The 24441-nt window shown below is 64.9% G+C and carries 26 protein-coding genes; 19 read left to right on the top strand and 7 right to left on the bottom strand.

Annotated features, from left to right (window positions below):
* Positions 1-101 precede the first annotated feature (101 nt).
* The 3 genes from BJP62_RS15020 to BJP62_RS18535 all read left to right on the top strand — a co-directional run bounded on the left by BJP62_RS15020 (position 102) and on the right by BJP62_RS18535 (position 4052).
* Positions 102-1307 carry a S9 family peptidase gene (locus BJP62_RS15020; protein WP_070530889.1) on the top strand — a complete coding sequence of 402 codons (1206 nt, stop codon included), beginning with the start codon at positions 102-104 and terminating at the stop codon, positions 1305-1307.
* Between the two features lie 53 nt (positions 1308-1360).
* Entirely contained in the window at positions 1361-2590 is a 1230-nt protein-coding gene (gene argJ, locus BJP62_RS15015; protein WP_070530888.1) for a bifunctional glutamate N-acetyltransferase/amino-acid acetyltransferase ArgJ, read from the top strand.
* A 256-nt stretch (positions 2591-2846) separates the two neighbouring features.
* Entirely contained in the window at positions 2847-4052 is a 1206-nt protein-coding gene (locus tag BJP62_RS18535) for a hypothetical protein (protein WP_145927223.1), read from the top strand.
* Between the two features lie 71 nt (positions 4053-4123).
* On the opposite strand, the gene BJP62_RS15010 is transcribed toward BJP62_RS18535, so the two are convergent.
* Complete coding sequence (locus tag BJP62_RS15010) at positions 4124-5806, bottom strand: alpha-D-glucose phosphate-specific phosphoglucomutase (RefSeq protein WP_070530886.1); 1683 nt, start codon at positions 5804-5806, stop codon at positions 4124-4126.
* A 140-nt stretch (positions 5807-5946) separates the two neighbouring features.
* Here BJP62_RS15010 and cysE point away from each other — a divergent pair, with 140 nt between their 5' ends.
* The 12 genes from cysE (at position 5947) to BJP62_RS14950 (ending at position 14327) form a co-directional block, all read left to right on the top strand.
* Positions 5947-6699: a serine O-acetyltransferase gene (gene cysE / locus BJP62_RS15005; protein WP_070530885.1), complete on the top strand. Its 753-nt coding sequence runs from the start codon at positions 5947-5949 to the stop codon at positions 6697-6699.
* A 98-nt stretch (positions 6700-6797) separates the two neighbouring features.
* Entirely contained in the window at positions 6798-7289 is a 492-nt protein-coding gene (gene iscR / locus BJP62_RS15000; RefSeq protein ID WP_070530883.1) for a Fe-S cluster assembly transcriptional regulator IscR, read from the top strand.
* Positions 7290-7315: 26 nt separating this feature from the next.
* The gene (locus BJP62_RS14995; protein WP_145927283.1) at positions 7316-8533 is read left to right on the top strand and encodes an IscS subfamily cysteine desulfurase; all 1218 of its coding nucleotides are present in this window, start codon (positions 7316-7318) and stop codon (positions 8531-8533) included.
* A gap of 170 nt (positions 8534-8703) precedes the next feature.
* Positions 8704-9084 (top strand): Fe-S cluster assembly scaffold IscU, encoded by a 381-nt coding sequence (gene iscU, locus BJP62_RS14990; RefSeq protein WP_070530879.1) that lies wholly within the window; start codon positions 8704-8706, stop codon positions 9082-9084.
* 51 nt (positions 9085-9135) lie between these two features.
* Positions 9136-9459, top strand: coding sequence for an iron-sulfur cluster assembly protein IscA (gene iscA, locus BJP62_RS14985; RefSeq protein ID WP_070530878.1), 324 nt, complete (start codon positions 9136-9138; stop codon positions 9457-9459).
* 16 nt (positions 9460-9475) lie between these two features.
* A complete protein-coding gene (gene hscB / locus BJP62_RS14980) occupies positions 9476-10009 on the top strand; it encodes a Fe-S protein assembly co-chaperone HscB (RefSeq protein WP_070530876.1) in 534 nt (177 codons plus the stop codon).
* 67 nt (positions 10010-10076) lie between these two features.
* Complete coding sequence (gene hscA, locus BJP62_RS14975) at positions 10077-11942, top strand: Fe-S protein assembly chaperone HscA (protein ID WP_070530874.1); 1866 nt, start codon at positions 10077-10079, stop codon at positions 11940-11942.
* Between the two features lie 5 nt (positions 11943-11947).
* A complete protein-coding gene (fdx, locus tag BJP62_RS14970; RefSeq protein ID WP_070530872.1) occupies positions 11948-12286 on the top strand; it encodes an ISC system 2Fe-2S type ferredoxin in 339 nt (112 codons plus the stop codon).
* 1 nt (position 12287) lies between these two features.
* Positions 12288-12773 (top strand): YbaK/EbsC family protein, encoded by a 486-nt coding sequence (locus tag BJP62_RS14965; protein ID WP_070530871.1) that lies wholly within the window; start codon positions 12288-12290, stop codon positions 12771-12773.
* The gene (iscX, locus tag BJP62_RS14960) at positions 12770-12970 is read left to right on the top strand and encodes a Fe-S cluster assembly protein IscX (protein WP_070530869.1); all 201 of its coding nucleotides are present in this window, start codon (positions 12770-12772) and stop codon (positions 12968-12970) included. The genes BJP62_RS14965 and iscX overlap by 4 nt, the downstream gene beginning before the upstream one ends.
* 131 nt (positions 12971-13101) lie before the next feature.
* Positions 13102-14019, top strand: coding sequence for an HD-GYP domain-containing protein (locus BJP62_RS14955; protein WP_070530867.1), 918 nt, complete (start codon positions 13102-13104; stop codon positions 14017-14019).
* On the top strand, positions 14016-14327 hold the full coding sequence (locus BJP62_RS14950; RefSeq protein ID WP_070530866.1) for a DUF2322 family protein: 312 nt from the start codon (positions 14016-14018) through the stop codon (positions 14325-14327). The genes BJP62_RS14955 and BJP62_RS14950 overlap by 4 nt, the downstream gene beginning before the upstream one ends.
* A 52-nt stretch (positions 14328-14379) precedes the next feature.
* On the opposite strand, the gene BJP62_RS14945 is transcribed toward BJP62_RS14950, so the two are convergent.
* Entirely contained in the window at positions 14380-14844 is a 465-nt protein-coding gene (locus tag BJP62_RS14945; RefSeq protein ID WP_145927221.1) for a YiiD C-terminal domain-containing protein, read from the bottom strand.
* A gap of 7 nt (positions 14845-14851) precedes the next feature.
* Entirely contained in the window at positions 14852-16216 is a 1365-nt protein-coding gene (locus BJP62_RS14940; protein ID WP_070530862.1) for a DEAD/DEAH box helicase, read from the bottom strand.
* A 243-nt stretch (positions 16217-16459) separates the two neighbouring features.
* Here BJP62_RS14940 and prmB point away from each other — a divergent pair, with 243 nt between their 5' ends.
* Together prmB and BJP62_RS14930 are read left to right on the top strand one after the other, a co-directional pair.
* Positions 16460-17368, top strand: coding sequence for a 50S ribosomal protein L3 N(5)-glutamine methyltransferase (gene prmB, locus BJP62_RS14935; protein WP_070530859.1), 909 nt, complete (start codon positions 16460-16462; stop codon positions 17366-17368).
* Positions 17369-17655: 287 nt separating this feature from the next.
* On the top strand, positions 17656-17982 hold the full coding sequence (locus tag BJP62_RS14930; RefSeq protein ID WP_070530856.1) for a heavy metal-binding domain-containing protein: 327 nt from the start codon (positions 17656-17658) through the stop codon (positions 17980-17982).
* An 11-nt stretch (positions 17983-17993) separates the two neighbouring features.
* Here BJP62_RS14930 and BJP62_RS18865 read toward each other — a convergent pair whose 3' ends face one another.
* The 4 genes from BJP62_RS18865 to argS form a co-directional block, all read right to left on the bottom strand.
* Positions 17994-18167: a hypothetical protein gene (locus BJP62_RS18865; RefSeq protein ID WP_205700911.1), complete on the bottom strand. Its 174-nt coding sequence runs from the start codon at positions 18165-18167 to the stop codon at positions 17994-17996.
* A complete protein-coding gene (locus tag BJP62_RS14925) occupies positions 18167-18577 on the bottom strand; it encodes an SRPBCC family protein (protein WP_070530854.1) in 411 nt (136 codons plus the stop codon). The genes BJP62_RS18865 and BJP62_RS14925 overlap by 1 nt, the downstream gene beginning before the upstream one ends.
* 65 nt (positions 18578-18642) lie before the next feature.
* The gene (locus tag BJP62_RS14920; RefSeq protein WP_070530852.1) at positions 18643-19119 is read right to left on the bottom strand and encodes a DUF4188 domain-containing protein; all 477 of its coding nucleotides are present in this window, start codon (positions 19117-19119) and stop codon (positions 18643-18645) included.
* A 178-nt stretch (positions 19120-19297) separates the two neighbouring features.
* Positions 19298-21019 carry an arginine--tRNA ligase gene (gene argS, locus BJP62_RS14915; RefSeq protein ID WP_070530850.1) on the bottom strand — a complete coding sequence of 574 codons (1722 nt, stop codon included), beginning with the start codon at positions 21017-21019 and terminating at the stop codon, positions 19298-19300.
* Positions 21020-21185: 166 nt separating this feature from the next.
* On the opposite strand from argS, the gene recQ reads away from it, so the two are divergent.
* Together recQ and BJP62_RS14905 are read left to right on the top strand one after the other, a co-directional pair.
* Complete coding sequence (gene recQ / locus BJP62_RS14910; protein WP_070530848.1) at positions 21186-22970, top strand: DNA helicase RecQ; 1785 nt, start codon at positions 21186-21188, stop codon at positions 22968-22970.
* A gap of 269 nt (positions 22971-23239) precedes the next feature.
* Positions 23240-24433, top strand: coding sequence for a DUF3300 domain-containing protein (locus BJP62_RS14905; RefSeq protein ID WP_070530847.1), 1194 nt, complete (start codon positions 23240-23242; stop codon positions 24431-24433).
* The last annotated feature ends 8 nt before the right edge of the window (positions 24434-24441 follow it).

Raw genomic sequence — 24441 nt, 5'->3', positions numbered from 1 at the left:
GCAGATTAATTTCTTGGCGCTTTCTATTTATTGACACCAGTCAAATAGAATTGCTCGCCTCCTCACCGACAATGCCTTGCCGCCAGCCTTCGGAATCCCCTATGCGCTTCCCCCGGATCACCTTCTCCCTCATTCTCGCCACCACCCTTACCGCCCATGCCGCCGACGACAACGGCCCGCCCCTGCGCCACGACCTGAACGAACAGGTGCTGATGCTGCCGGCCAAGCCGGGGCTGTTCGGCTTCGATCTCGAGACCACGCTGTTCAAGCCCGACGGCCCGGGGCCGTTTCCGCTGGCGGTGATCAACCACGGCAAAAAAGCCGGCGAAGCATTCCGGCAGGAGCGGCAGCGCTATCCGCTGATGGCGCAGGAGTTCCTCAAACGCGGCTACATCGTAGCGCTGCCGATGCGACGCGGCTTTTCCAGGTCGGGTGGCAAATACGTCGTGGAAGGCTGCAACCTCACCCAATTCGCCCGCGATCAGGCGGACGATGTCACCAAGGTCATCGAACTGCTGCGAGCCCGGCCGGATGTGGATGGCAGCCGTATTCTGGTCATCGGCCAGTCGCTCGGTGGCTACGTAACTCTGGCGCAGGCGGAGCGCAATGTCGCCGGCGTCAGGGCAGTACTGAACTTTGTCGGCGGCATCTACTGGCCCGACAACCAGTACTGCGACTTGCAAACAGCGCGCAACGAGTCCTTCACCAATCTGGGCTCGGATGCGAAGGTCGATTCGCTGTGGTTTTATGGCGAGAACGACGCGTACACCCCAGCCGAAACTGCCGCCAGGCTGTACGAGCGCTATCAGGCGGCGGGTGGTCGTGCCGAGTTCGTGCGTTTTGATGCGCCGAAAAATGCCGCGCACGGCCTGTTCGGCACGCGCGAGGGGTTCGATAAAATCTGGTGGCCCAAGGCAGAGCCCTTCCTCAAGGCCCATGGCCTGCCAACGGCGGTGATCAACCCGCAATACATCGGTCCGCCTGCACCGAAAGCCAGCGGCTACGCGCGAAGCCCGCGCAACTTCTACGTTTTGCCCCCCGCCGACGAAGGCTGTAAAACCGAGTACCGCAAATTCGTCGACGACAACGTCGCGCCGCGTGCATTTGCCTTCAGCGCCGACGGCGCATGCGGCTGGGCCGCCAATAGCGACGACCCCAGCTTTTATGCGCTGAAGAGCTGCAAATCGGTCGCCAAGCAGCCCTGCCAGCTCTACCTCGTCGACGATGTCGTTGTCTGGCCCATTGCGGGCATAGCACCGTCCGACACCAGCACTGCAAAACAGCCCAAGCCCGCACCTGAAAGCTGAACCCGACTGCGGTAAACTCGCCGTTTTCCCCCGCGCCGCCAGAGAGCCCCGCCATGCCCGTGAACCTGCCCGAACTCGATCCCGCCCAATTGCACGCCGTCGCCGGCGTGGAAATCGGTATTGCCTCCGCCGGTGTCAAGACCGCCGGCCGCAAGGACGTGACGCTGTTCCGATTCGCGCCGGGCACGCGCGTGGCCGGCGTGTTCACGCTCAACCGCTTCTGTGCCGCCCCGGTGCGCATCTGCCAGACCCATCTGGCCGAGAGCGGCGAAATCCGCGCGCTAGTGATCAACACCGGCAACGCTAACGCCGGCACCGGCGTCGACGGTTTTGATCGCGCCAAGCAGATCTGCCTGGCCACCGCCGAAGCGCTGGGTGTCACCCCGGCCGAAGTGCTGCCGTTCTCGACCGGCGTGATTCTCGAACCGCTGCCGCACCAGAAGATCATCGCCGCGCTGCCGGCCGCCAAGGCCGATCTGGCCCCTGCCAACTGGGCCGCCGCCGCGTACTCGATCATGACCACCGACACCGCACCCAAGGCCAAGTCGGTGCAGCTCGAAATCGGCGGCAAGCAGGTCACCATCACCGGCATCGCCAAGGGCGCCGGCATGATCCACCCGAACATGGCGACCATGCTCGGTTTTGTGGCCACCGACGCCAGCGTCAGCCAGTCGCTGCTGCAGGATCTGGTCAAATGGGCCGCCGACCGCTCGTTCAATTCGATCACCGTCGACGGCGACACCAGCACCAACGACAGCTTCATCCTCGCCGCCACCGGCCAGGCCGGCAACGCCGAAATCGATGACGCTGCCAGCGCCGAATTCGCCGCTTTGCGCGACGCGGTACTCGAAGTCAGCCAGTACCTCGCCAAGGCCATCATCCGCGACGGCGAAGGCGCCACCAAGTTCATGACCATCAAGGTGGAAGGCGGCAAGACCTGGGACGAATGCAAGGCAGTCGGCTACGCCATCGGCCGCTCGCCGCTGGTGAAAACCGCCTTCTTCGCCTCCGACCCCAACCTCGGCCGCATCCTCTGCGCGATCGGCTACTCGGGCGTCGACGCGCTCGACGTCGACGCGCTCGAAGTCTGGCTCGACGACGTCCTCGTCGCCAAAGACGGCGGCCGTCACCCGGACTACAAGGAAGAAGACGGCCAGCGCGTGCTCAAGCAGTCCGAAATCACCATCACCGTGAAGCTGGGCCGCGGCAATGTCGAGGCGACGGTGTGGACGTGCGATTTCAGCTATGACTATGTGAAGATCAATGCAGATTACCGGTCTTGATTGACCGGATTAATCCAAGTAAAAAACGCCGGCGTGGATGCCGGCGTTTTTTATGTCAAAGTCAACACCAATGACCGTTTATGACGCTTCGAACAACGCGGACACGCGTGTACACTCAGCGAAATTGGTTACAATCAAACGCCGACTCTTACACGCAACCAATATCATTAAAAACGCAACTACATTTTTATATTAACCATGTTATGCACCAAGGCACACACTAGGCGTGCCAACCTTAAAAAACGGGAGGAATTCGGTGTCAGCATCCGCATACAAAGACCACCCAATAAGGGCATTGGTATCTCAAATTCTTAAGATGCAAGCAGCACCGGAATTTGCAGAGCTAAACGTAGCTGATAGCGAGCAGTACGCGTTTGCACGAGACAAGGTGTTTGCAATAGCTCACGCGATTAATGCATTACTCCATCACACACCGGCCGAACTAACCAGCACTCATGCACTTAGTCAGCTTCAAAATGGTCTCCAGACCCCATTGAGTGAGCTAACTTCATTTCTAGCAAACAAAAATTTAGGGCACCTTAGCAATGCTGCCGGGCAATTTGATCAAAACGTGCTTCCGTACCTTTGGGGCTTTGCACCACAACTTCAAAATCTACCCCAAGACTCTCTTTCCAATTTGCTGGAATCCCAAGCCGCCGTATCGCGTGAATCTATTCGGCAGCTCGCGGCGCAACGAGATGACTTAGCAACAAAGCTTCAAGAACTTACAGCCCAAGCTGCGGTTCAAGAAGAACGGCTTGATACTCTCGCCGAAGGGGCTGCCAAGGAGCGTGCGGAGGCCGCAGCTACTGTTGCGAAGCTCGAGCAATTGTTTGCACAAAAAGAAACAGATCGAGCAAGTATATTTGAGGCTACTGTTTCAGAACTGAGTAGAGATTTCAAAGATTTTGAAAACAAATCCAAGACCGAAAGTGCAGCAATAATAACCAACCTAGAAGACCACCGTACTCAAGCCGCTCGTATTGTTCAAGTTGTCGGTAACATCGGCGTCACTGGAAACTATCAGCAAATTGCAAATACTGAGGCAGTCCAAGCCAACTTCTGGCGTTGGGCAACAATTATAATATTCTCTGCCGGCATTGCTGTCGCAGGAGCGACATTCATCAAATTTTGGGGCCAGCCTTTTTCATCAGAAAACGCATGGTCTGTTGCGATTCGCCTTCTCTACGCCATAGCTATCACTGCACCAGCTTGGTACACAGCTCGCGAATCTGCCCGCCATCGAACCAATTCGGATCGAGCGAGACAGACCGAACTCGAGCTTGCCTCAATAGGTCCTTTCATTGAACTCATGCCGGAGGATAAAAAAGTGCAGATTCGCGAGCAGCTTACTCCCTCGTACTTTGGAAAAACGGTGGAAGCGCACACCGCGAACAACCCATTTGACGCGGCAGCCGTAAAGGATCTGGCAATCGAACTCGCCAAGGTGCTTAAAAAATAAATCAATTTTACCTACTCAAACAACAACGCCGGCATTCGCCGGCGTTATTGCTTACGAAAAAACCAAACCAATCAAGTCACCACCGTCGGCGCATCGCGCCCGGTCAGCCCCTTGATATCCGCCAATTCACGCGATGCGGCAATCAGCGGCGCCAGCGCTTCCTGCGCGTCGAGGTCGAGGCGCTGGCGTTCCGGTTGTTCCAGATACACCCGCAGCGTTGCGCCATCGGTGCCGGTGCCGGAGAGCCGGTAGACGATGCGGGCGCCGTCGTCGAAAACGATGCGGATGCCCTGACGGCTGCTGTGGCTGTGGTCGATCGGGTCGTCGTAGGCGAAGTCGTCGGCGAGGGCGATGCGCTTGCCGGCCAATTCGCTGCCAACCAAGGTCGGCAGTTTGGCGCGCAGACCGTCGACCAGCGCGTTGGCGGCGGCGGTATCGATCGCTTCAAAGTCATGGCGGCTGTAGTAGTGGCGGCCGAAGCGCGCCCAGTGGGCTTCGAGCAGCTCGTCGATCGACTTGCCGGTTTTGGCGACGAGGTTGAGCCAGCACAGCACCGCCCAGACGCCGTCCTTCTCGCGCACGTGGTCGGAGCCGGTGCCGTAGCTTTCCTCGCCGCACAGCGTCACCTTGCCGGCGTCGAGCAGGTTGCCGAAGAATTTCCAGCCGGTCGGCGTTTCGAAACAATCGATGCCGAGTTCCTTGGCGACGACGTCGACGGCGCACGAGGTCGGCATCGAGCGGGCGACGCCGGTCAGACCCTTGGCGTAACCGGGGATCAGCGTTGCGCTGGCGGCGAGCACCGCGAGGCTGTCGGACGGCGAGACGTTGTGCTTGCGGCCGACAACCATATTGCGGTCGGCGTCGCCGTCGCTGGCGGCGCCGAAGTCGGGGCCGTTGTCGCCAGAGGCGTTGTGAGGCGCATCGCCAGAGGCGCCGTGGGAAGCAGAGCCGCGCATCGCGGCGATCAGCTCGGTTGCATGCGCCGGGTTCGGGTCCGGGTGGTGACCGCCGAAGTCTTCCAGCGGCACACCGTTGACGACCGAACCGGCCGGCGCACCGAGCAGGCCTTCGAGAATCCGCGTCGCATACGGGCCGGATGCCGCGCTCATCGCGTCGAAACGCAGCGTGTGGCCGGCGGCAAACCAGGCGCGGATTGCGTCGAAATCGAACAGCTGCTGCATCAGCCCGGCGTAGTCGTCGACCGGGTCGATCACGTCGACGATCATCTCGCCGCCCGCGCCGTCAATCACATAGCGGCCGAGCATGTCGAGATCGAACGCGGCCGATTCGGCGATCCGGTACTCAGCAATCGTCTGAGTCGCCGCGTAGATCGCATCGGTGATTTTCTCGGGCGCCGGGCCACCGTTGCCGATGTTGTACTTGATGCCGAAGTCGCCATCCGGGCCGCCGGGGTTGTGCGATGCCGAGAGGATGATGCCGCCGTCGGCACCGTGCTTGCGGATCACGCAGCTGACCGCCGGCGTCGACAGCAAGCCGCCCTGCCCGACCAGCACCCGGGCGACGCCGTTGGCCGCAGCCATGCGCACGATGGTGTCCACCGCCACGCGGTTGTGGAAGCGGCCGTCGCCGCCGAGCACCAGTGTGGCGCCGGCCAGCGGCACGGTATCGAACACCGCCTGGACGAAGTTTTCGAGGTAATGCGGCTGCCGGAACACCGTCACCTTCTTGCGCAGGCCCGAGGTGCCGGGCTTCTGGCCGTCGAACGGACGGGTGGAAATCGTCTGGATCGTCATGGTCTGACCGGATGAAAAGTTGACACCGCCCGCAAGGCGGAAAACCCAATGGTAACGCGATACCCATGACGGCGGCAGGGCTGCATCGGGGGGCAAAGTCGAGTAAAATACTCGGCTTTGCTAGCCCGACCGTCACCGCCATGCTTGCCCGCCTGCGTGAAAACATCCGAGTCGTCTTCGATCGCGACCCCGCCGCCCGTTCGGTCTGGGAAGTGGTCTGCTGTTACCCGGGCTTTCACGCGCTGACCCTGCACATTGTGGCCAACGGTCTGTGGCGCCGTGATTTCAAGCTGCTGGCGCGCTTCGTTTCACACGTCGGGCGCTTTCTGACCGGCATCGAGATCCACCCCGGTGCGACCATCGGCCAGCGCGTGTTCATCGACCACGGCATGGGCATCGTCGTCGGCGAAACCGCGGTGATCGGCGACGACTGCACGCTGTATCACGGCGTGACGCTCGGCGGCACCACGTGGAACCAGGGCAAGCGCCACCCGACGCTGGAAGCCGGCGTCATCGTCGGCGCCGGTGCCAAGATCCTCGGCCCGATCACGATCGGGGCCGGCGCCAAGGTCGGCTCGAACGCCGTCGTCGTCAAGCCGGTGCCGGCCGGCGCGACCGCGGTCGGCAACCCGGCGCGCATCATCCAGAACGACAGCGAGAACGCGCGGATGCAGAAGGCGCAGCAGCTCGGCTTCTCGGCCTACGGGATTTCCGGCGACATGAACGACCCGGTGGTCAAGGCGATCCACGGTCTCCTGGATCACTCGGTCAATACCGACGCCAAGGTCGAGGCGATCCTGAAAAAGCTCGAGCAGCTCGGCGTCGACTGCAGCCAGGAACGCGCCCGCAGCGATCATTTCGATCCCGACTACCTGAACAAGATCGTCGAATGATGCGCGAATAACCGAGTGTTTCGGTCAGGATTTTAGTTGACTAAAACACTAGGGTATTTTACGATCTAGCCGATCATCGAAGGACTGAAGAGCGCACGATGCGACTGACCACCAAGGGCCGCTTTGCCGTTACCGCCATGCTCGACCTCGCCCTGCGCGAAGCCGGCGGCCCGGTGACGCTTGCCGGCATCAGCGAACGGCAGCACATCTCGCTTTCCTACCTCGAACAGCTGTTCGGCAAGCTGCGCCGGCGCGAACTGGTCGACAGCGTGCGCGGCCCCGGCGGCGGCTACTGTCTGGCCCTGCCCGCCCGCGAGATCACCGTTGCGGCGATCATCTGCGCCGTCGACGAACCAATCGACGCCACCCAGTGCGGCGGCAAGGAAAACTGTCTCGAAGAGCACCGCTGCATGACCCACGACCTGTGGAGCGGGCTGAACGCGACGATCTTCGACTTCCTCTCGTCGGTGACGCTGGCCCAGCTGGTCGAGCAACAACAGGAAAAACTGCGCCGCCGCAGCGACGCCGCCAATGTACTCGTCGACGCGCGCGGCGCGCGGCAGCACAGCGAACTACCCGCCCCGCAATGACCGGGCAAACAGGAGCCCTCATGGACATGCAAGCCGACAAGAAGCCGATCTACCTCGATTACTCCGCCACCACCCCGGTCGACCCGCGCGTGGCGCAGAAAATGATTCCGTACCTGACCGAAATCTTCGGCAACCCGGCGAGCCGCTCGCACGCCTACGGTTGGGACGCGGAAGCGGCAGTCGAGGAAGCGCGCGAACAGGTCGCTGCGCTGATCAACGCCGACCCGAAGGAAATCGTCTGGACCTCGGGCGCAACCGAGTCGGACAACCTGGCGATCAAGGGCGCGGCGAACTTCTACAAGACCCGCGGCAAGCACATCATCACGGTGAAGACCGAGCACAAGGCCGTGCTCGACCCGTGTCGCGAGCTGGAGCGCCAGGGCTTCGACGTCACGTATCTGGACGTCAGGGACGACGGCCTGCTCGACCTTGAAGCCTTCAAGGCCGCACTGCGCCCGGACACCATCCTCGTGTCGGTGATGTTCGTGAACAACGAAATCGGCGTGATCCAGGACGTCGAAACCATCGGTGAAATCTGCCGCGAGCGCGGAATCATCTTCCACGTCGACGCCGCGCAGGCGACCGGCAAGGTCGAGATCGACCTGCAGAAACTCAAGATCGACCTGCTGAGCATGTCGGCGCACAAGAGCTACGGCCCCAAGGGCATCGGCGCGCTGTACATCCGCCGCAAGCCGCGCGTGCGCCTCGAGGCACAGATGCACGGTGGCGGCCACGAGCGCGGCTTCCGCTCGGGTACGCTGGCCACGCACCAGATCGTCGGCATGGGCGAAGCGTTCCGCATCGCCCGCGAGGACATGGCGCAGGAACTCGAACGCACCCGCATGCTGCGTGACCGCCTGTGGGCCGGCCTGTCCGACATCGAGGAAACGCACCTGAACGGCGACATGGACCGCCGCGTGCCGCACAACCTCAACGTCAGCTTCAACTTTGTCGAAGGCGAATCGCTGATCATGGCGCTGAAGGAACTGGCGGTGTCGTCGGGCTCGGCGTGTACCTCGGCGTCGCTCGAGCCGTCCTACGTGCTGCGCGCACTGGGCCGCTCGGACGAACTGGCGCACAGCTCGATCCGTTTCACCATCGGCCGCTTCACCACCGAAGACGACATCGACTTCGCGGTGAAACTGATCCACCAGAAGATCGGCAAGCTGCGCGAACTGTCGCCGCTGTGGGACATGTACAAGGAAGGCATCGATCTGAACACCATCGAGTGGGCCGCCCACTAATCGCATCCGCGGCGTGCGGGCCGGCGTTGTTGCCGCCCCGCTCGTGGGCATAACGCCCACGTCGCGAACCGGCGCCTAGCCTGCCCTTTCGGCGCGGCGCGATTGAACTGATTGAACGATTGATGTGCCGAGCGAAACGGGCCGGCGCTTTGAGATAAGAGGTAATCGAAATGGCATACAGCGAAAAGGTCCTCGACCACTACGAAAACCCGCGCAACGTCGGTGCGTTCGACAAGGGCGACGACGATGTCGGTACCGGCATGGTCGGTGCGCCGGCCTGTGGCGACGTGATGAAGCTGCAGATCAAGGTCGGCGCCGACGGCGTGATCGAGGATGCGAAGTTCAAGACCTACGGCTGTGGCTCGGCGATCGCATCGAGCTCGCTGGTCACCGAATGGGTCAAGGGCAAGACGCTCGACGAGGCGCTGTCGATCAAGAACACCCAGATCGCCGAAGAGCTGGCGCTGCCGCCGGTGAAGATCCACTGCTCGATCCTCGCCGAAGACGCGATCAAGGCCGCCGTGGCCGACTACAAGAAAAAGCACGACTGATGTATCGATTGCGGAACGGGCGCTGCCCGTTCTGCCGCAGGAGTAACAAACATGGCCCTGACGCTCACCGACGCCGCCGCAACGCATATCAGCAACTTCCTCGCCAAGCGCGGCAAGGGGCTGGGTATCCGGCTGTTCGTGAAAACCGCCGGCTGCTCGGGCATGGCATACAAGCTCGAATTCGTCGATGTCGCGATCGAGGACGACCTCGTGTTCGAAAGCCACGGCGTCAAGCTGTTTACCGACGCCAAGAGCCTGCCCTACATCGACGGCACCGAGCTCGATTTCGCCAAGGAAGGCCTGAACGAGGGCTTCAAGTTCAACAATCCGAACGTGAAGAACGAGTGCGGCTGCGGCGAGAGCTTCCACGTCTGACCCCGATCGCCCGCCGATGAATTTCGACTTCGCCCAATCCCACTTTGCGCTGTTCGGCCTGCCGCAAACCTTTGCGCTCGACCGCGCCGCGCTCGACGCGCGCTACAAGGCACTGCAGGCCGACTATCACCCGGACCGCTTCGCCAGCCACGACGATGCGACCCGCCGCCTGAGCCTGCAGATCGCCACCCGGATCAACGAGGCGTACCAGACGCTGAAGTCGCCACTGGCACGCGGCCGCTATCTGCTGACGCTGGCCGGCGTCGATACCGAGGAAGAAACCAATACGGCAATGCCGATGGACTTCCTGATGGCGCAGATGGAATGGCGCGAAGCGATTGCCGAGACCCGCGCCGGCCGCAGCGTCGACGCGCTCGAGGCGCTGAACCGCGACCTCGCCGCCGAGACCGACGCACTGACCCTCGAGCTTGGCGCGCTGATCGACACCGACCACGACTATCCGGCCGCGGCGATGGCCGTGCGCAAGCTGCGTTTCCTCGAAAAGCTGCACGAGGAAATCGGCGACGCGATCGAAGCCGTGCTTTTCTGATGCCGCGCCACCGGCGCTTGTTTTACTCCGGCGCCCTGGCGCCCTGATCCATACACACCGCGAATCCATGGCCCTACTGCAGATTTCCGAGCCCGGTCTTTCCGCCGCCCCGCACCAGCACCGTCTGGCGGTCGGCATCGACCTCGGCACGACCAACTCGCTGGTCGCCACCGTGCGCAGCGGCAGTGCCGCCTGTCTGCCGGACGACGATGGCCGCACCCTGCTGCCGTCGGTCGTCCATTACAGCGCAGACCAGACCGTCACCGTCGGCCATGCCGCGCAGAAGCGCCAGAACCAGGACCCGGCGAACACCGTCGTCTCGGTCAAGCGCTTCATGGGCCGCGGCCTGCAGGACGTCGCCGACGCGGCCACGCCGTACCGCTTCGTCGACGAGCCGGGCATGCTCAAGCTGTCGACCGCCGCCGGCATCAAGAGCCCGGTCGAAGTCTCGGCCGACATCCTCAGGGCGCTGCGCGCCCGCGCCGAACAGAGTCTCGGCGGCGAACTCGTCGGCGCGGTGATCACCGTCCCGGCCTACTTCGACGACGCCCAGCGCCAGGCAACCAAGGACGCCGCGCGTCTCGCCGGCCTGAACGTGCTGCGCCTGCTGAACGAACCGACCGCCGCGGCGATCGCCTACGGCCTCGACAACGCGTCCGAGGGCACCTACGTCATTTACGACCTCGGTGGCGGCACCTTCGACGTGTCGATCCTCGAGCTGACGCGCGGCGTGTTCGAAGTCCGCGCGACCAGCGGCGACTCCAAGCTCGGCGGTGACGATTTCGACCACCGGCTGTACTGCTGGATCCTCGAAGCCGCCGGCCTGTCGCAGCTCGGCGACAAGGACGCGCGGCTGCTGCTGACCAAGGCCCGCCAGGCCAAGGAGGCGCTGACCGAGCACGCCAGCACGCAGGTCACCGCCAGGCTGTCGGACGAGCGCGTCATCGACGTCGAGCTGACCGCCGAAATCTTCCAGCAGATCACCGAGCATCTGGTGCAGAAGACGATCATGCCGGTGCGCCGTGCGCTGCGCGATGCCCGGCTCTCGCCGGAAGACATCAAGGGCGTCGTCCTCGTCGGCGGCGCCACGCGGATGCCGCACGTGCGCCGTGCCGTCGCGCAGCTGTTCGGCAAGCCGCCGCTGACCAACCTCGACCCGGACAAGGTCGTCGCGCTCGGCGCGGCGATGCAGGCCAATGTGCTCGCCGGCAACAAGGGCGACGACGACTGGCTGCTGCTCGACGTGATTCCGCTGTCGCTCGGCCTTGAAACCATGGGCGGCCTGGTCGAGAAGGTGATCCCGCGCAACAGCACGATCCCGACCGCGCGCGCGCAGGAGTTCACCACCTTCAAGGACGGCCAGACCGCGATGGCGATCCACGTGCTGCAGGGCGAGCGCGAACTCGTGACCGACTGCCGCTCGCTGGCACGCTTCGAGCTGCGCGGCATTCCGGCCATGGTCGCCGGCGCCGCGCGCATCCGCGTGACCTTCCAGGTCGACGCCGACGGGCTGCTCAGCGTGTCGGCGCAGGAACAGAGCTCGGGCGTGCAGGCCAGCATCGTCGTCAAGCCGTCGTACGGGCTGTCCGACGACGAGATCGGCCGCATGCTCAGCGACTCGATGGCGCACGCCGGCGACGACCTCGAGGCGCGCAAGCTCGCCGAAGCACGGGTCGAGTCCGAGAGCATCGTCAACGCCACGCTCGCCGCACTGGCGCAGGACGGCGACCTGCTCGACGCCGACGAAACCGGCCGCGTCAACGCGGCCATCGCCGCTGCACAGGCCGCCAACGCCGGCAGCGACGCCAACCTCATCCGCACCGCCGCCGAGGCGCTCAATCAGGCCAGCGGCGATTTCGCCGCCCGCCGGATGGATCGCGCCGTGAGCCGCGGGCTGGCTGGCCACAAGGTCAGCGACTTCCAAGGGGACTGACCGGAATGACCCAAATCGTTGTACTGCCGCATCCGACGCTGTGCCCCGAAGGCACGGTGTTCGACGCCGAACCCGGCACGTCGATCTGCCAGGCGCTGCTCGACCACGACATCTGGATCGAGCATGCGTGCGAGATGTCGTGCGCGTGCACGACCTGTCACGTGCTGGTCCGCGAAGGCTTCAACAGCCTCGAGCCGGCCGAGGAGCTGGAAGAAGACCAGCTCGACAAGGCCTGGGGCCTCGAGCCGTGCTCGCGACTGTCGTGCCAGGCGCTCGTTGCCGACGCCGAACTGGTGGTCGAGCTGCCGAAATACACGATCAACCACGCGCGCGAAAACCATTGAAATGACGTCCGAAAGCCAGCAGCGCGTCGCCGCGGCGCTCGACGCCGCCGGCATCGAAACCCGCATCGTCGAGTTCGACGCGTCGACCCGCACCAGCGCCGACGCGGCGGCGGCGATCGGCTGCAGCGTGGCGCAGATCGCCAAATCGGTGATCCTGCGTGCCAAGGCCAGCGAGCGGCACGTGCTGGTCGTCACCAGCGGCGCCAACCGCGTCGACGAGAAGGCCGTTGCCGCACTCGTCGGCGAGAAAATCGGCCGCGCCGACGCCGACTTCGTCCGCGCGCGGACCGGCTTCGTCATCGGCGGCGTTGCGCCGATCGCCCACGCCGAGGCTCCGATCACGCTGATCGACGAAGACCTGCTCGGCCATGAAGAACTCTGGGCCGCCGCCGGCACGCCGAACAGCGTGTTCGCACTGGCGCCCGATCACCTCGTCGCGCTGACCGGCGGACGCGTTGCCAAAGTCAAAGAGGAAAGCCAGCCATGAAATGGACCGACAGCCGCCTGATCGCGATCGAACTCGCCGAGGCCCATCCCGACATCAGCCCGCTCAAGGTCAACTTCGTCGACCTGCGCAACTGGGTGATGGCGCTGCCCGATTTCAACGACGACCCGAAGCACTGCGGCGAAAAAATCCTCGAAGCGATCCAGCTTGCCTGGATCGACGAAGCCGACGAAGACTGAGCCTTCCCGCCGCCGCCGCGCCCTTTGTTCGGCAATCCCGGCAAAGGGCGTTTGCGCATTTGCGCCATACCGGCCCGCGGCTTGCCATGACGGATAGGCTAGAATCGTCGATACGACAACGTCACGCCATCATGCCCGCCGCTCCCCTGACTTCCGCCCAACTGATCCGTGCCGCCCGCCACCGCCTCGATGCGCTGCTGGCCGAAGGCGAACGCGATACGCCACTGGCCGCCGACGTGTTCAATGTCGCCAAGGCGGTCCAGCTTGCCTGCGCACAGAACCGCGACGTCGCGCTGGCGCAGATCCTCATCGACCAGCGCAGCGCCTACCCGGCCAGGCATGTGTGCGACGTCGCCACCGTCGTCGAACTCGTGCTCGCCCGGCTCGGCCGCACCCGTGCCGAACGGCTGCCGGTACTGGCCGCGGCGCTGACGATGAATCTGGGCATGCAGGCGCTGCAGACGACGCTGGCAAGCCAGACCACGCCGCTGACGGCCGAACAGCGCGAAACCATGCAGCAGCACCCGCAGCGCAGCCGCGACCTGCTGAGGCAGCATGGCGTCGCCGACCAGCTCTGGCTCGACTGCGTGCTGCAACACCACGAGGCACCGGACGGCAGCGGCTATCCGCAGCAACTCAAGGGTGACGCGATCCGCTTCGAAGCCAGACTGCTCGGCATCGCCGACCGCTATTGCGCGCTGCTGACGCAAAGCGCGTGGCGCCATGCGCAGCACGCCGACGCAGCGCTGAAGCAGAGTCTGGCCGACGGCGTCGACGCCAAGCTGGCCAGGCTGTTCACCGAAACCGTCGGCGTCTATCCGCCCGGCACCCCGGTTGCACTCGCCAACGGCGAAACCGGCGTGGTTCGCGCCCCCGGCGAACAGGCCGACGCGCCGTATGTCGCCGTCGCCTCGCCGGTCGGGCTGATCGAGCGCAACACCGGCCACGCGACGTTCCGCGTCGCCGCGATTACTCCCCCATCCCCGTTCAACGCCGAAGCCGTCTGGGGCAAGGACGCGGCCGGCACCCACACTGGAACCACGACATGAGCTTCAAGGACATCCTCGACACCCTGCCGGCCATCGACCATCTCGCCGCGCTCGAGCTGCTGCACGGTGACGAACTGGTTGCGCGGATCGAGAACAAGCCCGGCCAGGCCGGCAGCGTTCGCGTCTACCACGCGCTGTATCAGGAGTTCGGCGCCATCGACGCCGTCGCCGCCGACAAGGGCCTGCGCCTGTACGCCGAGCACACCGCCGACGCCGAAGCCTTCCCCGGCAAGCATCCGAACATCGACCGGCTGATCGCGCTGGTTCAGGGCGGCACGCCGCTGGCGGTACGGCTGGTCGGCATCTGAACAACGGGGCACGCCGAACGCAAAAAAGCCGCTGAATCAGCGGCTTTTTTTATCAATCCCGTTCCGGCAACCGTACCGCGACATACTGGCCGGTGAAACGTACCGCTTCGGCCGTCCCGTCGCCGACCGATACGTGCACCGCCAGCCTCGCGCGGCCGCGCCGGGCCAGGGTGCGGCGGAAGGCGGCCAGATCGGCGTCGCCGACCGGCAGGACCGTCGCGACCAGGTCGGCGTGCAATGGTGCGACGAAATGGGCGTTGCCGCTCTGGATCACCACGTCGACGCGGTCGGCTGCAACCACGCCGCCGGCCGCTTCGTTGGTATAGAGCCAGCCGGCGATCGTTGCCAGCGTCGACAGGCTGCCGCCGAACGCGGTCGCGTGGTCGTTGCGGTTCGGGTCGAACGGCGCATGCAGCGACCAGCCCGACGCGTCGCCGCGCAGCGTGACCTGCATCGCCGCCAGCACCGGAAAACCGGTCTGCAGCCTTGCGGTCCAGCGCGCGGCGAAATCGCTCACCGGCAAATCACTTGCCGACCGGATGCTTCGGCGGCAGGAAAAGCGCGGCGATCTGTTGAGTACGCTTGGGCAACGCCGGCAGCGGCCGCGTCGGCTGCGGCACGTCGATGTCGTTCGACCGCGGGCGCGACTGGCGCGGTGCAGCAGCGCGGGCCTCGACGGTGTCGCGGCGCTCTTCCGGATGGCGGCGCTCGCCGCGGTTCGGGCGCTCGGGCTGCACCGGCGTCGTGCCCGGCGAATAGCCCGGCACCGGCGTCAGCGGCAGTTCCTTCTTGATCAGCTTCTGGATCAGCGCGTAGGCCTTGTCCTCGCCCGGGTCGACCAGCGAGATCGCCACGCCCTTGGCGCCGGCGCGGCCGGTCCGGCCGATCCGGTGGACGTAGTCCTCGGGGTTGTTCGGCAGCTCGAAGTTGACCACATAGGGCAGCTCGGAGATGTCGAGGCCGCGCGCGGCAACGTCGGTCGCAACGAGGATCTGCAGCGTGCCGTCCTTGAAGCGCTGCAGCGTTTCGAGCCGGGCGCGCTGCTCGCGGTCGCCGTGGATCGCCTCGCAGTTGAAACCGCCGCGCTTGAGTTCGCGCGCAACCTGGTCGGCGCCGATCTTGGTGCGGTTGAACACGATGACCTGGCCCATCTGGTGCGTGCGGATCAGGTGCGCCAGCAGTGCCGGCTTGCGGTGCGTTTCGCACGGGTGCAACAGCTGCTCGACGTTCTCGTTGGTCGCGTTCTGCCGCGCCACTTCGACGAGTTCCGGGTTGTTCAGGAACTCGGCCGAGAGCTTCTTGATCTCGGGCGAGAACGTCGCCGAGAACAGCAGGGTCTGCTTGCGCTTGGGCAACATCGAGATGATCTTCTTGATGTCGAGGATGAAGCCCATGTCGAGCATGCGGTCGGCCTCGTCGAGCACGAGGATCTCGACCTGCGACAGGTTCACCGACTTCTGCTGCACGTGATCGAGCAGCCGGCCCGGCGTGGCGACCAGCACTTCGACGCCGGCGCGCAGCGGCGGAATCTGCGCCTTGATGTCGACGCCGCCGAAGACGATGTGGCTGCGCAGCGGCATGAACTGCGAGTACGTCTTGACGTTCTCGCCGACCTGGTCGGCCAGCTCGCGCGTCGGCGTCAGGATCAGCGCGCGCACCGGATGCTTGGCCGGCGACACGCTGTTGCTGGCATGCGGCGCCAGCAGGGTCAGGATCGGCAGCGTGAACGCGGCGGTCTTGCCGGTGCCGGTCTGCGCGGCGCCGAGCACGTCGCGGCCGGCGAGCACCAGCGGAATTGCCTTCGACTGAATCGGGGTCGGGTTTTCGTAACCCATGGCCTCGACGGCCTGCTGTACTTCCCGGGCCAAGCCCAGGGTCGAGAAACTCATTAGCGGTGTGCCCTGCGGTTGCTGCGCGCAGAATGCGCCAACAGCTTGAAGGAAAAGGCAGAAATGTACACCCAAGCCACCGCTACCGCATCCCCAATTGGCACATTCAACGCAGCAAAACCGCCGCGCGGCGGATAAATCGCCCTCAATGAAAGCCTGTTGACAGATATGGCCGGATCAGGACTCGCCGATTCGGCGCCGGCACTCTACACTCGCGGTATTTTCTAGCCGGAGCCCCGCCCCATGTACGAAGCCGCCCGCCAGCACCTGTCCACGGTGCGAGACTGCCTGCGTTTTGCCGTCAGCCGCTTCAACGACGCCGGGCTGTTCTACGGCCACGGCACCGACAACGCCTTCGACGAGGCCGCCTACCTGCTGCTGGCGACGCTGAAACTGCCGATCGACAAGCTCGAACCCTTCCTCGAGGCCCGGCTGCTGCCGTCCGAGGTCGACCGGCTGATCGAGGTGATCCGCAAGCGCGCCGACGAGCACGTCCCGACCGCCTACCTGACCAAGGAAGCCTGGCTCGGCGACTACAAGTTCTATGTCGACGAACGGACCATCGTGCCGCGCTCGTTCATCGCCGAACTGCTGTTCAACGAGGCGCTCGAGCCGTGGATCGAGCATCCGGAACTCGTTCACCGCGCGCTCGACCTGTGCACCGGCTCGGGCTGCCTGGCGATCGTGCTCGCCGATGCCTTCCCCGACGCGCAGGTCGATGCCGTCGACCTGAGCCCGGACGCGCTCGATGTCGCCGAGCTCAACGTCGCCGACTATCACCTCGGCGACCGGATCGACCTGCTCGACGGCGACCTGTTCGGGCCGGTGACCGGCGAGGTCTACGACCTGATCATCTCGAACCCGCCCTACGTCGATGCGCATTCGATGGACGAGCTGCCCGACGAGTACCGCCACGAGCCGGAAATGGCGCTCGGCAGCGGCGACGACGGCCTCGACATCACCCGCAAGATCATCGACAACGCCAGCGCCTTCCTCAACCCGCGCGGCGTGCTGGTCGTCGAGATCGGCCACAACCGCGACGTGCTCGAAGCCGCCTACCCGCAACTGCCCTTCGTCTGGCTCGACACCGCCAGCGGCGACGGTTTCGTCTTCCTCTTGACGCGCGAGATGCTGGCCGACGCCGGCCTGTAAGAGCGGCGAACAAATCCTGCTGGCTGCGTTGTACTCACTTGCCGTACCTACTCGTACTGTCTGCGTTTCATACGCCTTGCCAGCACCGCGGTGCTGAATTTTGTTCGCCGCTCTAAACCGCACTCACAGATGCGACAACGCCACCGCGAACCGGTGGCGTTTTTCATTTGGCGTGCCCCCGCAGCGGAACCAGGCCGGCCGGCGCCTGCCCAAGCAAGGGGCAGAAGCGCCCGTCCTGTCTGATCATTGAATGTCATTCCGCCCGTTCCCCCGACCAGGAGTCCCGCATGATCGTCACCACCACCGCCACACTCGAAGGCCACAAGATCAGCCGCTACTGCGGCATCGTCACCGGCGAGGCCATCCTTGGCGCCAACGTGTTCAAGGACCTGTTCGCCGGCATCCGCGACCTCGTCGGCGGCCGTTCGGCCACGTATGAAAAGGAGCTGCAGAAGGCCCGCGACATCGCGCTGCAGGAGCTGCAGGAACGTGCAGCCGCACTCGGCGCCAACGCGGTGATCGGCATCGACCTCGACTACGAGGTGCTCGGCCAGAACAACGGCATGCTGATGGTTTCGGCCAGTGGCACCGCGGTCGTCACCACGCCGGCCTGAACCGCCGGCTGCTACAGCGCCTTGCTCATGAACACGCTGAAGCCGTTCGGCATGTAGTCGGCGAACGGCCCGCAGCGCGCAAAACCGTTGCGCTCGTACAGCGCGTGCTCGTGCAGCAGCGCGTGGGCCTGCGGGTGGGTCAGGTCGTCGACGACGATGCGCATCCCGCCCGGGCGGACGGACATCAGGCGCCTGCCTCGACGTGGCGGGCAAAGCGGTCGAGGATCGCCTGCCAGCCCTGGCGCTGCTGCTCGGCACTGTGCTCGTCCTCGGCGTCGAAGGTTTCGCGCACGATCACGCCGTCGGCGACCGGCACGAACGCCACGCTTACCGTCCGGCCGTCGCCCATCGCGTATTCGATCAGCTGGTGCTCGGCGATCCGGGTGTACACGCCTTCGAAATCGAAGCCGAAGCTGCCGTCCTTCGCCTCCATCCGCGCGCTGAACGTCCCGCCAACCCGCAGGTCGACGCGGCTCCTCGTCGTATGCCAGTCGTCGGATGCGGCATTCCAGCGCACGATGTCGTCCGGGTTGTTCCAGGCGGCCCAGACCGGGCCGATGCCGGCCCTGACCACGGTTTCCACGGTGATTTTCATTTGTTTTGCTCCAGAGTGGCCACATCAGTTGTCGAAACTTGTCTCAAACGACTTACAACGAGTAACTACGGCATTTTCGAGGCATTGATCCGCTCGCTGGCCGACTGCCTGCCTGCCGCAACGGCCTGCAACTCGCCGGCGCGCCCCAGCCCGAACGCGGGCATGTTGCCGTAGATGTTCTCGTAGCTTCCCTGCTCGACCTTGTACGTTTCGTGCCAGATGCCGACGTCGCCGGACTGGCCGACTGCCTGATTGAACGCACGCCATGCGGGCAGATGCGCGGCGTCGCGGTTTCTGGCGTAGTGCATCAGTTGCTCGAGCGAGCGCCAGTACTGGACCATGATCGTCGTACGGCCGAACCACGACTCGGCATGCAGGAAGCCAAGATGGGGCTGCCGGTACAGTTCCTTGATCATCCGTGGCATCGCCGTCGCAACCGGCCACCACTTGTGCACTTTCCAGGGAGCGTTGATCCGCATCCCGATCAGAAAGACGACGAACTCGCCATCGAGCGTTGCGGTCATCCGTTGGCGGTGAATCATGTGCAAGGCTCCCGCACGTCCGGCGCCACCGCCTGCGGGACGCCCAACGCAAACAGTCAAAGCAAGAAAACGACAAGCTAACGCAATGAACAGCAAAATTCCATCATCATTAACAGGCGGCTGACTGGCAAACAAAAACCCCGGCATCGGCCGGGGTTTTTGCTGGGAGCAGAACGACTCACATCGCTTCGAGCACGTCGATCCCGAGCAGCCCGAGACCGGTCGACAACGTCTTGCTGGTCGCCGCGCACAGCGCGAGCCGGCTGGCGCGCACGTCGCCTTCGGACTTGAGCACAGGGCAGGCTTCGTAGAAGCGGCTGAACTTCGTTGCCAGCTGGTACAGGTAGGCACAGAGGAAGTGCGGGCAGGTGTCGGCGGCAACCTGTTGCAGCAGCTCGGGGAACTGCGCCAGCTGCAGCGCGAGCTGGTGTTCGGCCGGCTCGGTGATCTGGATTGCCGCATGCGCGTCGAACTCGCCGGCCTGGCGGAAGATGCTGGCGATCCGCGTGTAAGCGTACTGCAGGTACGGTGCGGTGTTGCCCTCGAAACTCAGCATCGTGTTCCAGTCGAACACGTAATCGCTGGTGCGGTGCTTCGAGAGGTCGGCGTACTTGACCGCGCCGATGCCGACGACGCGGGCGATCTGCCTGCGGGTCGCTTCATCGAGGTCGGGGTTCTTGCTGCTCACGAGGTCGAACGCGCGCTGCTCGGCCTCGGCCAGCAGCTCGGCGAGTTTGACGACGCCGCCGGAGCGGGTTTTGAACGGCTTGCCGTCGTCGCCCATCATCGTGCCGAAGGCGACGTGCTCGAGCTGCATGCTCGCCGGCACGAAGCCGGCCTTGCGCGCAACGGTGAACATCTGCTGGAAGTGCAGACCCTGACGTGCGTCGACGACGTAGAGCGCACGGTCGGCCTTGAGCTTGCCGGCGCGGTAGCGCGCTGCGGCGAGGTCCGACGTCGAGTACAGGAAGCCGCCGTCCTGCTTCTGCACGATGTAGGCCTGCGGCTCGCCGTCCTTGTTCTTGAATTCGTCGAGGAAGACGACCTGCGCGCCTTCGGACTCGGTGACGAGGCCAAGCTTTTTCAGGTCGGCGACGACCGGCGCCAGATCGTCGTTGTAGGCCGATTCGCCCATCACATCGTCGCGGGTCAGCTGCACGCCCAGCGTCGCGTAGACGGCTTCGCAGTGCGTCAGCGAGATGTCGAGGAAGCGCTCCCACAGCGCACGCACGCGCACGTCGCCGCTCTGCAGCTTGACCACGTAGTCGCGCGCGCGGGTGGCGAAGGCTTCGTCTTCGTCGAAGCGCACCTTGGCGGCGCGGTAGAAACCCTCGAGGTCGTCGAGCGCCAGCGTGTCGTCGCTGCCGTCTTCCTCGCGTTCGACCAGGTAGGCGGTCAGCATGCCGAACTGCGTGCCCCAGTCGCCGACGTGGTTCTGGCGGATCACCTCGTGGCCCTGGAAAGCCAGCACGCGGGCGAGCGCGTCGCCGATGATGGTCGAGCGCAGGTGGCCGACGTGCATTTCCTTGGCAAGGTTCGGCGACGAGTAGTCGATCACGACCTTTTGCGGCGCGACGGCACCGGTGCCAAGGCGCACGTCGCCGTGCTGGCGCGCGACCTGCGCGGCGAGGAAGCCGTCGTCGAGGGTGATGTTGATGAAGCCCGGGCCGGCGATCTCGATCTTGCTGGCAATACCGGCCAGATCGAGTGCATCGATGACCTTGCCGGCCAGCTCGCGCGGGTTTTGCTTGAGCTTCTTGGCCGCCCCCATCACACCGTTGGCCTGATAGTCGCCGAACTCGGGTCGCGATGCGGGCGCCACGGCGGCGGGTGCATCGGGCACGCCCACGGCGGCCAGCGCGGCGGCAACACGGGTCGAGATCAGTTCATGCAGGGTCATCGGGCTTCTCTGGTTCAATTCGGATCAATCCGCCATTTTACCCGATATCCCCGTGCCGCTCCGCCGTCGCACATCGGGGTGAATATCGGCGCCGCTCGCGCCACCGCAGCCGCGCAATACCCGGGCAGGCGTACAATGGCGCCCTTCCCGCGCACCCAGCTCCCCGATGTCCGCCACCCCGCTCTCCGTCCTCGAACACGTTTTCGGTTATCACGCCTTCCGCGGCCAGCAGGGCGAGATCGTCGAGCACGTCGCCGCCGGTGGCGATGCGCTGGTGCTGATGCCGACCGGTGGCGGCAAGTCGCTGTGCTATCAGGTGCCGGCGCTCTTGCGCGACGGTTGCGCGGTGGTCGTCTCGCCGCTGATCGCGCTGATGCAGGATCAGGTCGATACGCTGAAGGAGCTCGGCGTCGCCGCGGCTTTCCTCAATTCGACCGTCGACCTCGACACCGCACGCGAAATCGAGCGCGATTTCCTCTCCGGCAAGCTCAAGCTGCTCTACGTCGCGCCCGAGCGGCTGATGACGCCGCGCTTCATGGGGCTGATCAAGAGCGGCTCGGTGTCGCTGTTCGCGATTGACGAGGCGCACTGCGTCTCGCAATGGGGCCATGATTTCCGCCCCGAATACCTGCAGTTGTCGGTCCTCGCCGACGACTTCCCCGGCGTGCCGCGCATCGCGCTGACCGCGACGGCCGACCACGCGACGCGCGAGGAAATGGCCGAACGGCTGCGGCTCAAGGACGCGCGCCAGTTCGTCTCGTCGTTCGACCGCCCCAACCTGCGCTACACCATCGTCGAAAAGCAGAACGGCCGCGACCAGCTCTTGAGCTTCATCCGCCGCGAGCACGAAGGCGAATCGGGCATCGTCTATTGTCTGTCGCGCAAGAAGGTCGAAGACACCGCGGCCTGGCTGCGCGAGAAGCAGATCCGTGCCTACCCCTACCACGCCGGGCTCGATGCCAGCACCCGCGCCAATCACCAGAAGATCTTCCTGCGCGACGAAGGCGTGGTGATGGTCGCGACCATCGCCTTCGGCATGGGCATCGACAAGCCCGACGTGCGCTTCGTCGCCCACCTCGACCTGCCCAAGAGCATCGAGAACTACTATCAGGAAACCGGCCGCGCCGGCCGCGACGGCCTGCCGGCGAACGCCTGGCTGACCTACGGCCTGAACGACCTGATGCTGCTGACGCAGATGATCGAGGGCTCGAACGCACCCGACGAACAGAAGATGGTCGAGCGCCGCAAGCTCGACGCGATGCTCGGCTTCGTCGAGGCCACCGACTGCCGCCGCCAGACCTTGCTCGGCTACTTCGGCGAGGCGACGCAAGCGTGCGGCAACTGCGACAACTGCCTGAATCCGCCCAAGCTCGTCGACGTGTCCGAAGCGGCACGCAAGGCGCTGTCTTGCGTGTTCCGCACCGGCAACCGCTTCGGCGTCGGCCATCTGGTCGATGTGCTGCTCGGCAAGGACAACGCCAAGGTGCGCGAGCACTGCCACCAGGTGGTATCGACCTATGGCATCGGCAAGGACACGCCCGAAGCCACCTGGCGGGCGATCTTCCGCCAGTTGGTCGCGCGCGGCGCACTGCAGCTCTCGCCCGAGAGCCGGGGCGGGCTGGCGCTCGGCGACGCGGCGCGGCCGATCCTCAAGGGCGAGGCCGACGTCTTCCTGCGCGCGCGCAGCGAGAAGTTCACCGCCAAGAGCCGCAACGCCGGCTTCGACAGTCCGGCCGACGATGCTTTGTGGCAGGCACTGCGGCGCAAGCGCAAGGCGCTGGCCGACGAGCAGAACGTGCCGGCCTACGTGATCTTCGGCGACGCCACGCTGAAGGAAATGGTCCGTCTGCGCCCGGCCGACCATTACGAACTCGGCCGCGTCACCGGCGTTGGCGACCGCAAGCTCGACAAGTACGGCGACGCGTTCCTCGCGGTCATCGCCGCGCACTAAGAGCGGCTAATGCCCCAAGGGCACTTCCTGCGGGGCGCAAATCCTGCTGGCTGCGTTGTGCTCGCTTGCCGTACTTGTTTGTACTGTCTGCGCTTCGCACGCCTTGCCAGCGCCGTTGCACTGGATTTTACTAGCCGCTCTAAGCCGACCCGCACGCCGGACGCGCGTGTCGGCCGTCGCCCCGGTGCGGCGTTCGCGTTGTAGTGATCACGACCAGCAACTAAGGTAAGGCATCTCCCCCGCGTTTCGTCCGCCTCGAAGGAGGAACGATGCAAGCACTGATGCGTGCATTGCTGTTCGTCGTGCTGCTCGTCTTCGGCGGTCAGGCGAATGCCGCCGACGGCCAGACCGCGCCGGCGCCGTTCAAGCCGGAAGAACTCGAACAGCTCGTTGCCCCGATCGCGCTCTACCCCGATTCGCTGCTGGCCCAGGTATTGATGGCATCGACGTATCCGCTCGAGGTCGTCGAAGCGCAGCGCTGGCGCCAGGCCAACCCGAACCTCAAGGACAAGGCGCTCGAAGATGCGCTGCAGAAGCAGGGCTGGGATGCCAGCGTCAAATCGCTGACCGCGTTCCCGCAGGTGCTGCAGATGATGAACGACAAGCTCGACTGGACGCAGAAGCTCGGCGATGCCTTCCTCGCCCAGCAGAAGGACGTGCTCGACGCTGCGCAGCGGCTGCGCACCAAGGCACAGGCGCAGGGCAACCTGAAGTCGGGCAAGGAACAGACCGTCAGCACCGACTCGAGCGGCAGCACCACGGTGATCAAGATCGAGCCGGCGCAGCCCGAAGTCGTCTACGTCCCGACCTACAACCCGACCGTGGTCTACGGGCCGTGGCCGTATCCGGCCTACACGCCGTATTACTGGTACCCGCCCGGCTACGTCGCCGGCGCGGCATTCTTCTCGTTCACCGCCGGCGTCGTTGTCGGCGCGGCACTGTGGGGCGGCTGCAACTGGGGCCGCGGCGACGTGAACATCAACGTCAACCGCTACAACAACTTCAACCGTACCAACATCAGCAACAGCAACTGGAACCACAACGTCGACCACCGTCGCGGCGTGCAGTACCGCGACAACGCCACCCAGCAGCGCTACCGCGGCAACCGCACCGGCGCCGACAGCCGCGAAGCGTTCCGCGGCCGCGCCGACCAGGAGCGCGGCCAGCTCGGCAACGTCGACAAGGGATCGCTGCGCGAGCGCCCCGGTACCGGGCAGAACCGGCAGCACTCGACCGGGACGCGTGACGCACGGACCTCGTCTCAGGGCGGCTTCGAGCGCGGCGCGGCGGACCGGCGGACGTCGACCGACCGCAGCCCCAGTCGCGATTTCGCCGGCCAGCGCGACCACTCGTTCAACCAGATGGATCGCGGCGGCATGGCACGCCAGGACAGCCTGCGCGGTGCCTCGAGCCGCGGCCAGATCAGCCGCCCGGTCCCAGGCCGTGGCGGCGGACGCCGCTAACCGGAGAG

It is taken from the genome of Jeongeupia sp. USM3 (assembly GCF_001808185.1).
Lineage (GTDB): Bacteria > Pseudomonadota > Gammaproteobacteria > Burkholderiales > Chitinibacteraceae > Jeongeupia.
This window is presented reverse-complemented; position numbering and strand designations above follow the sequence as displayed.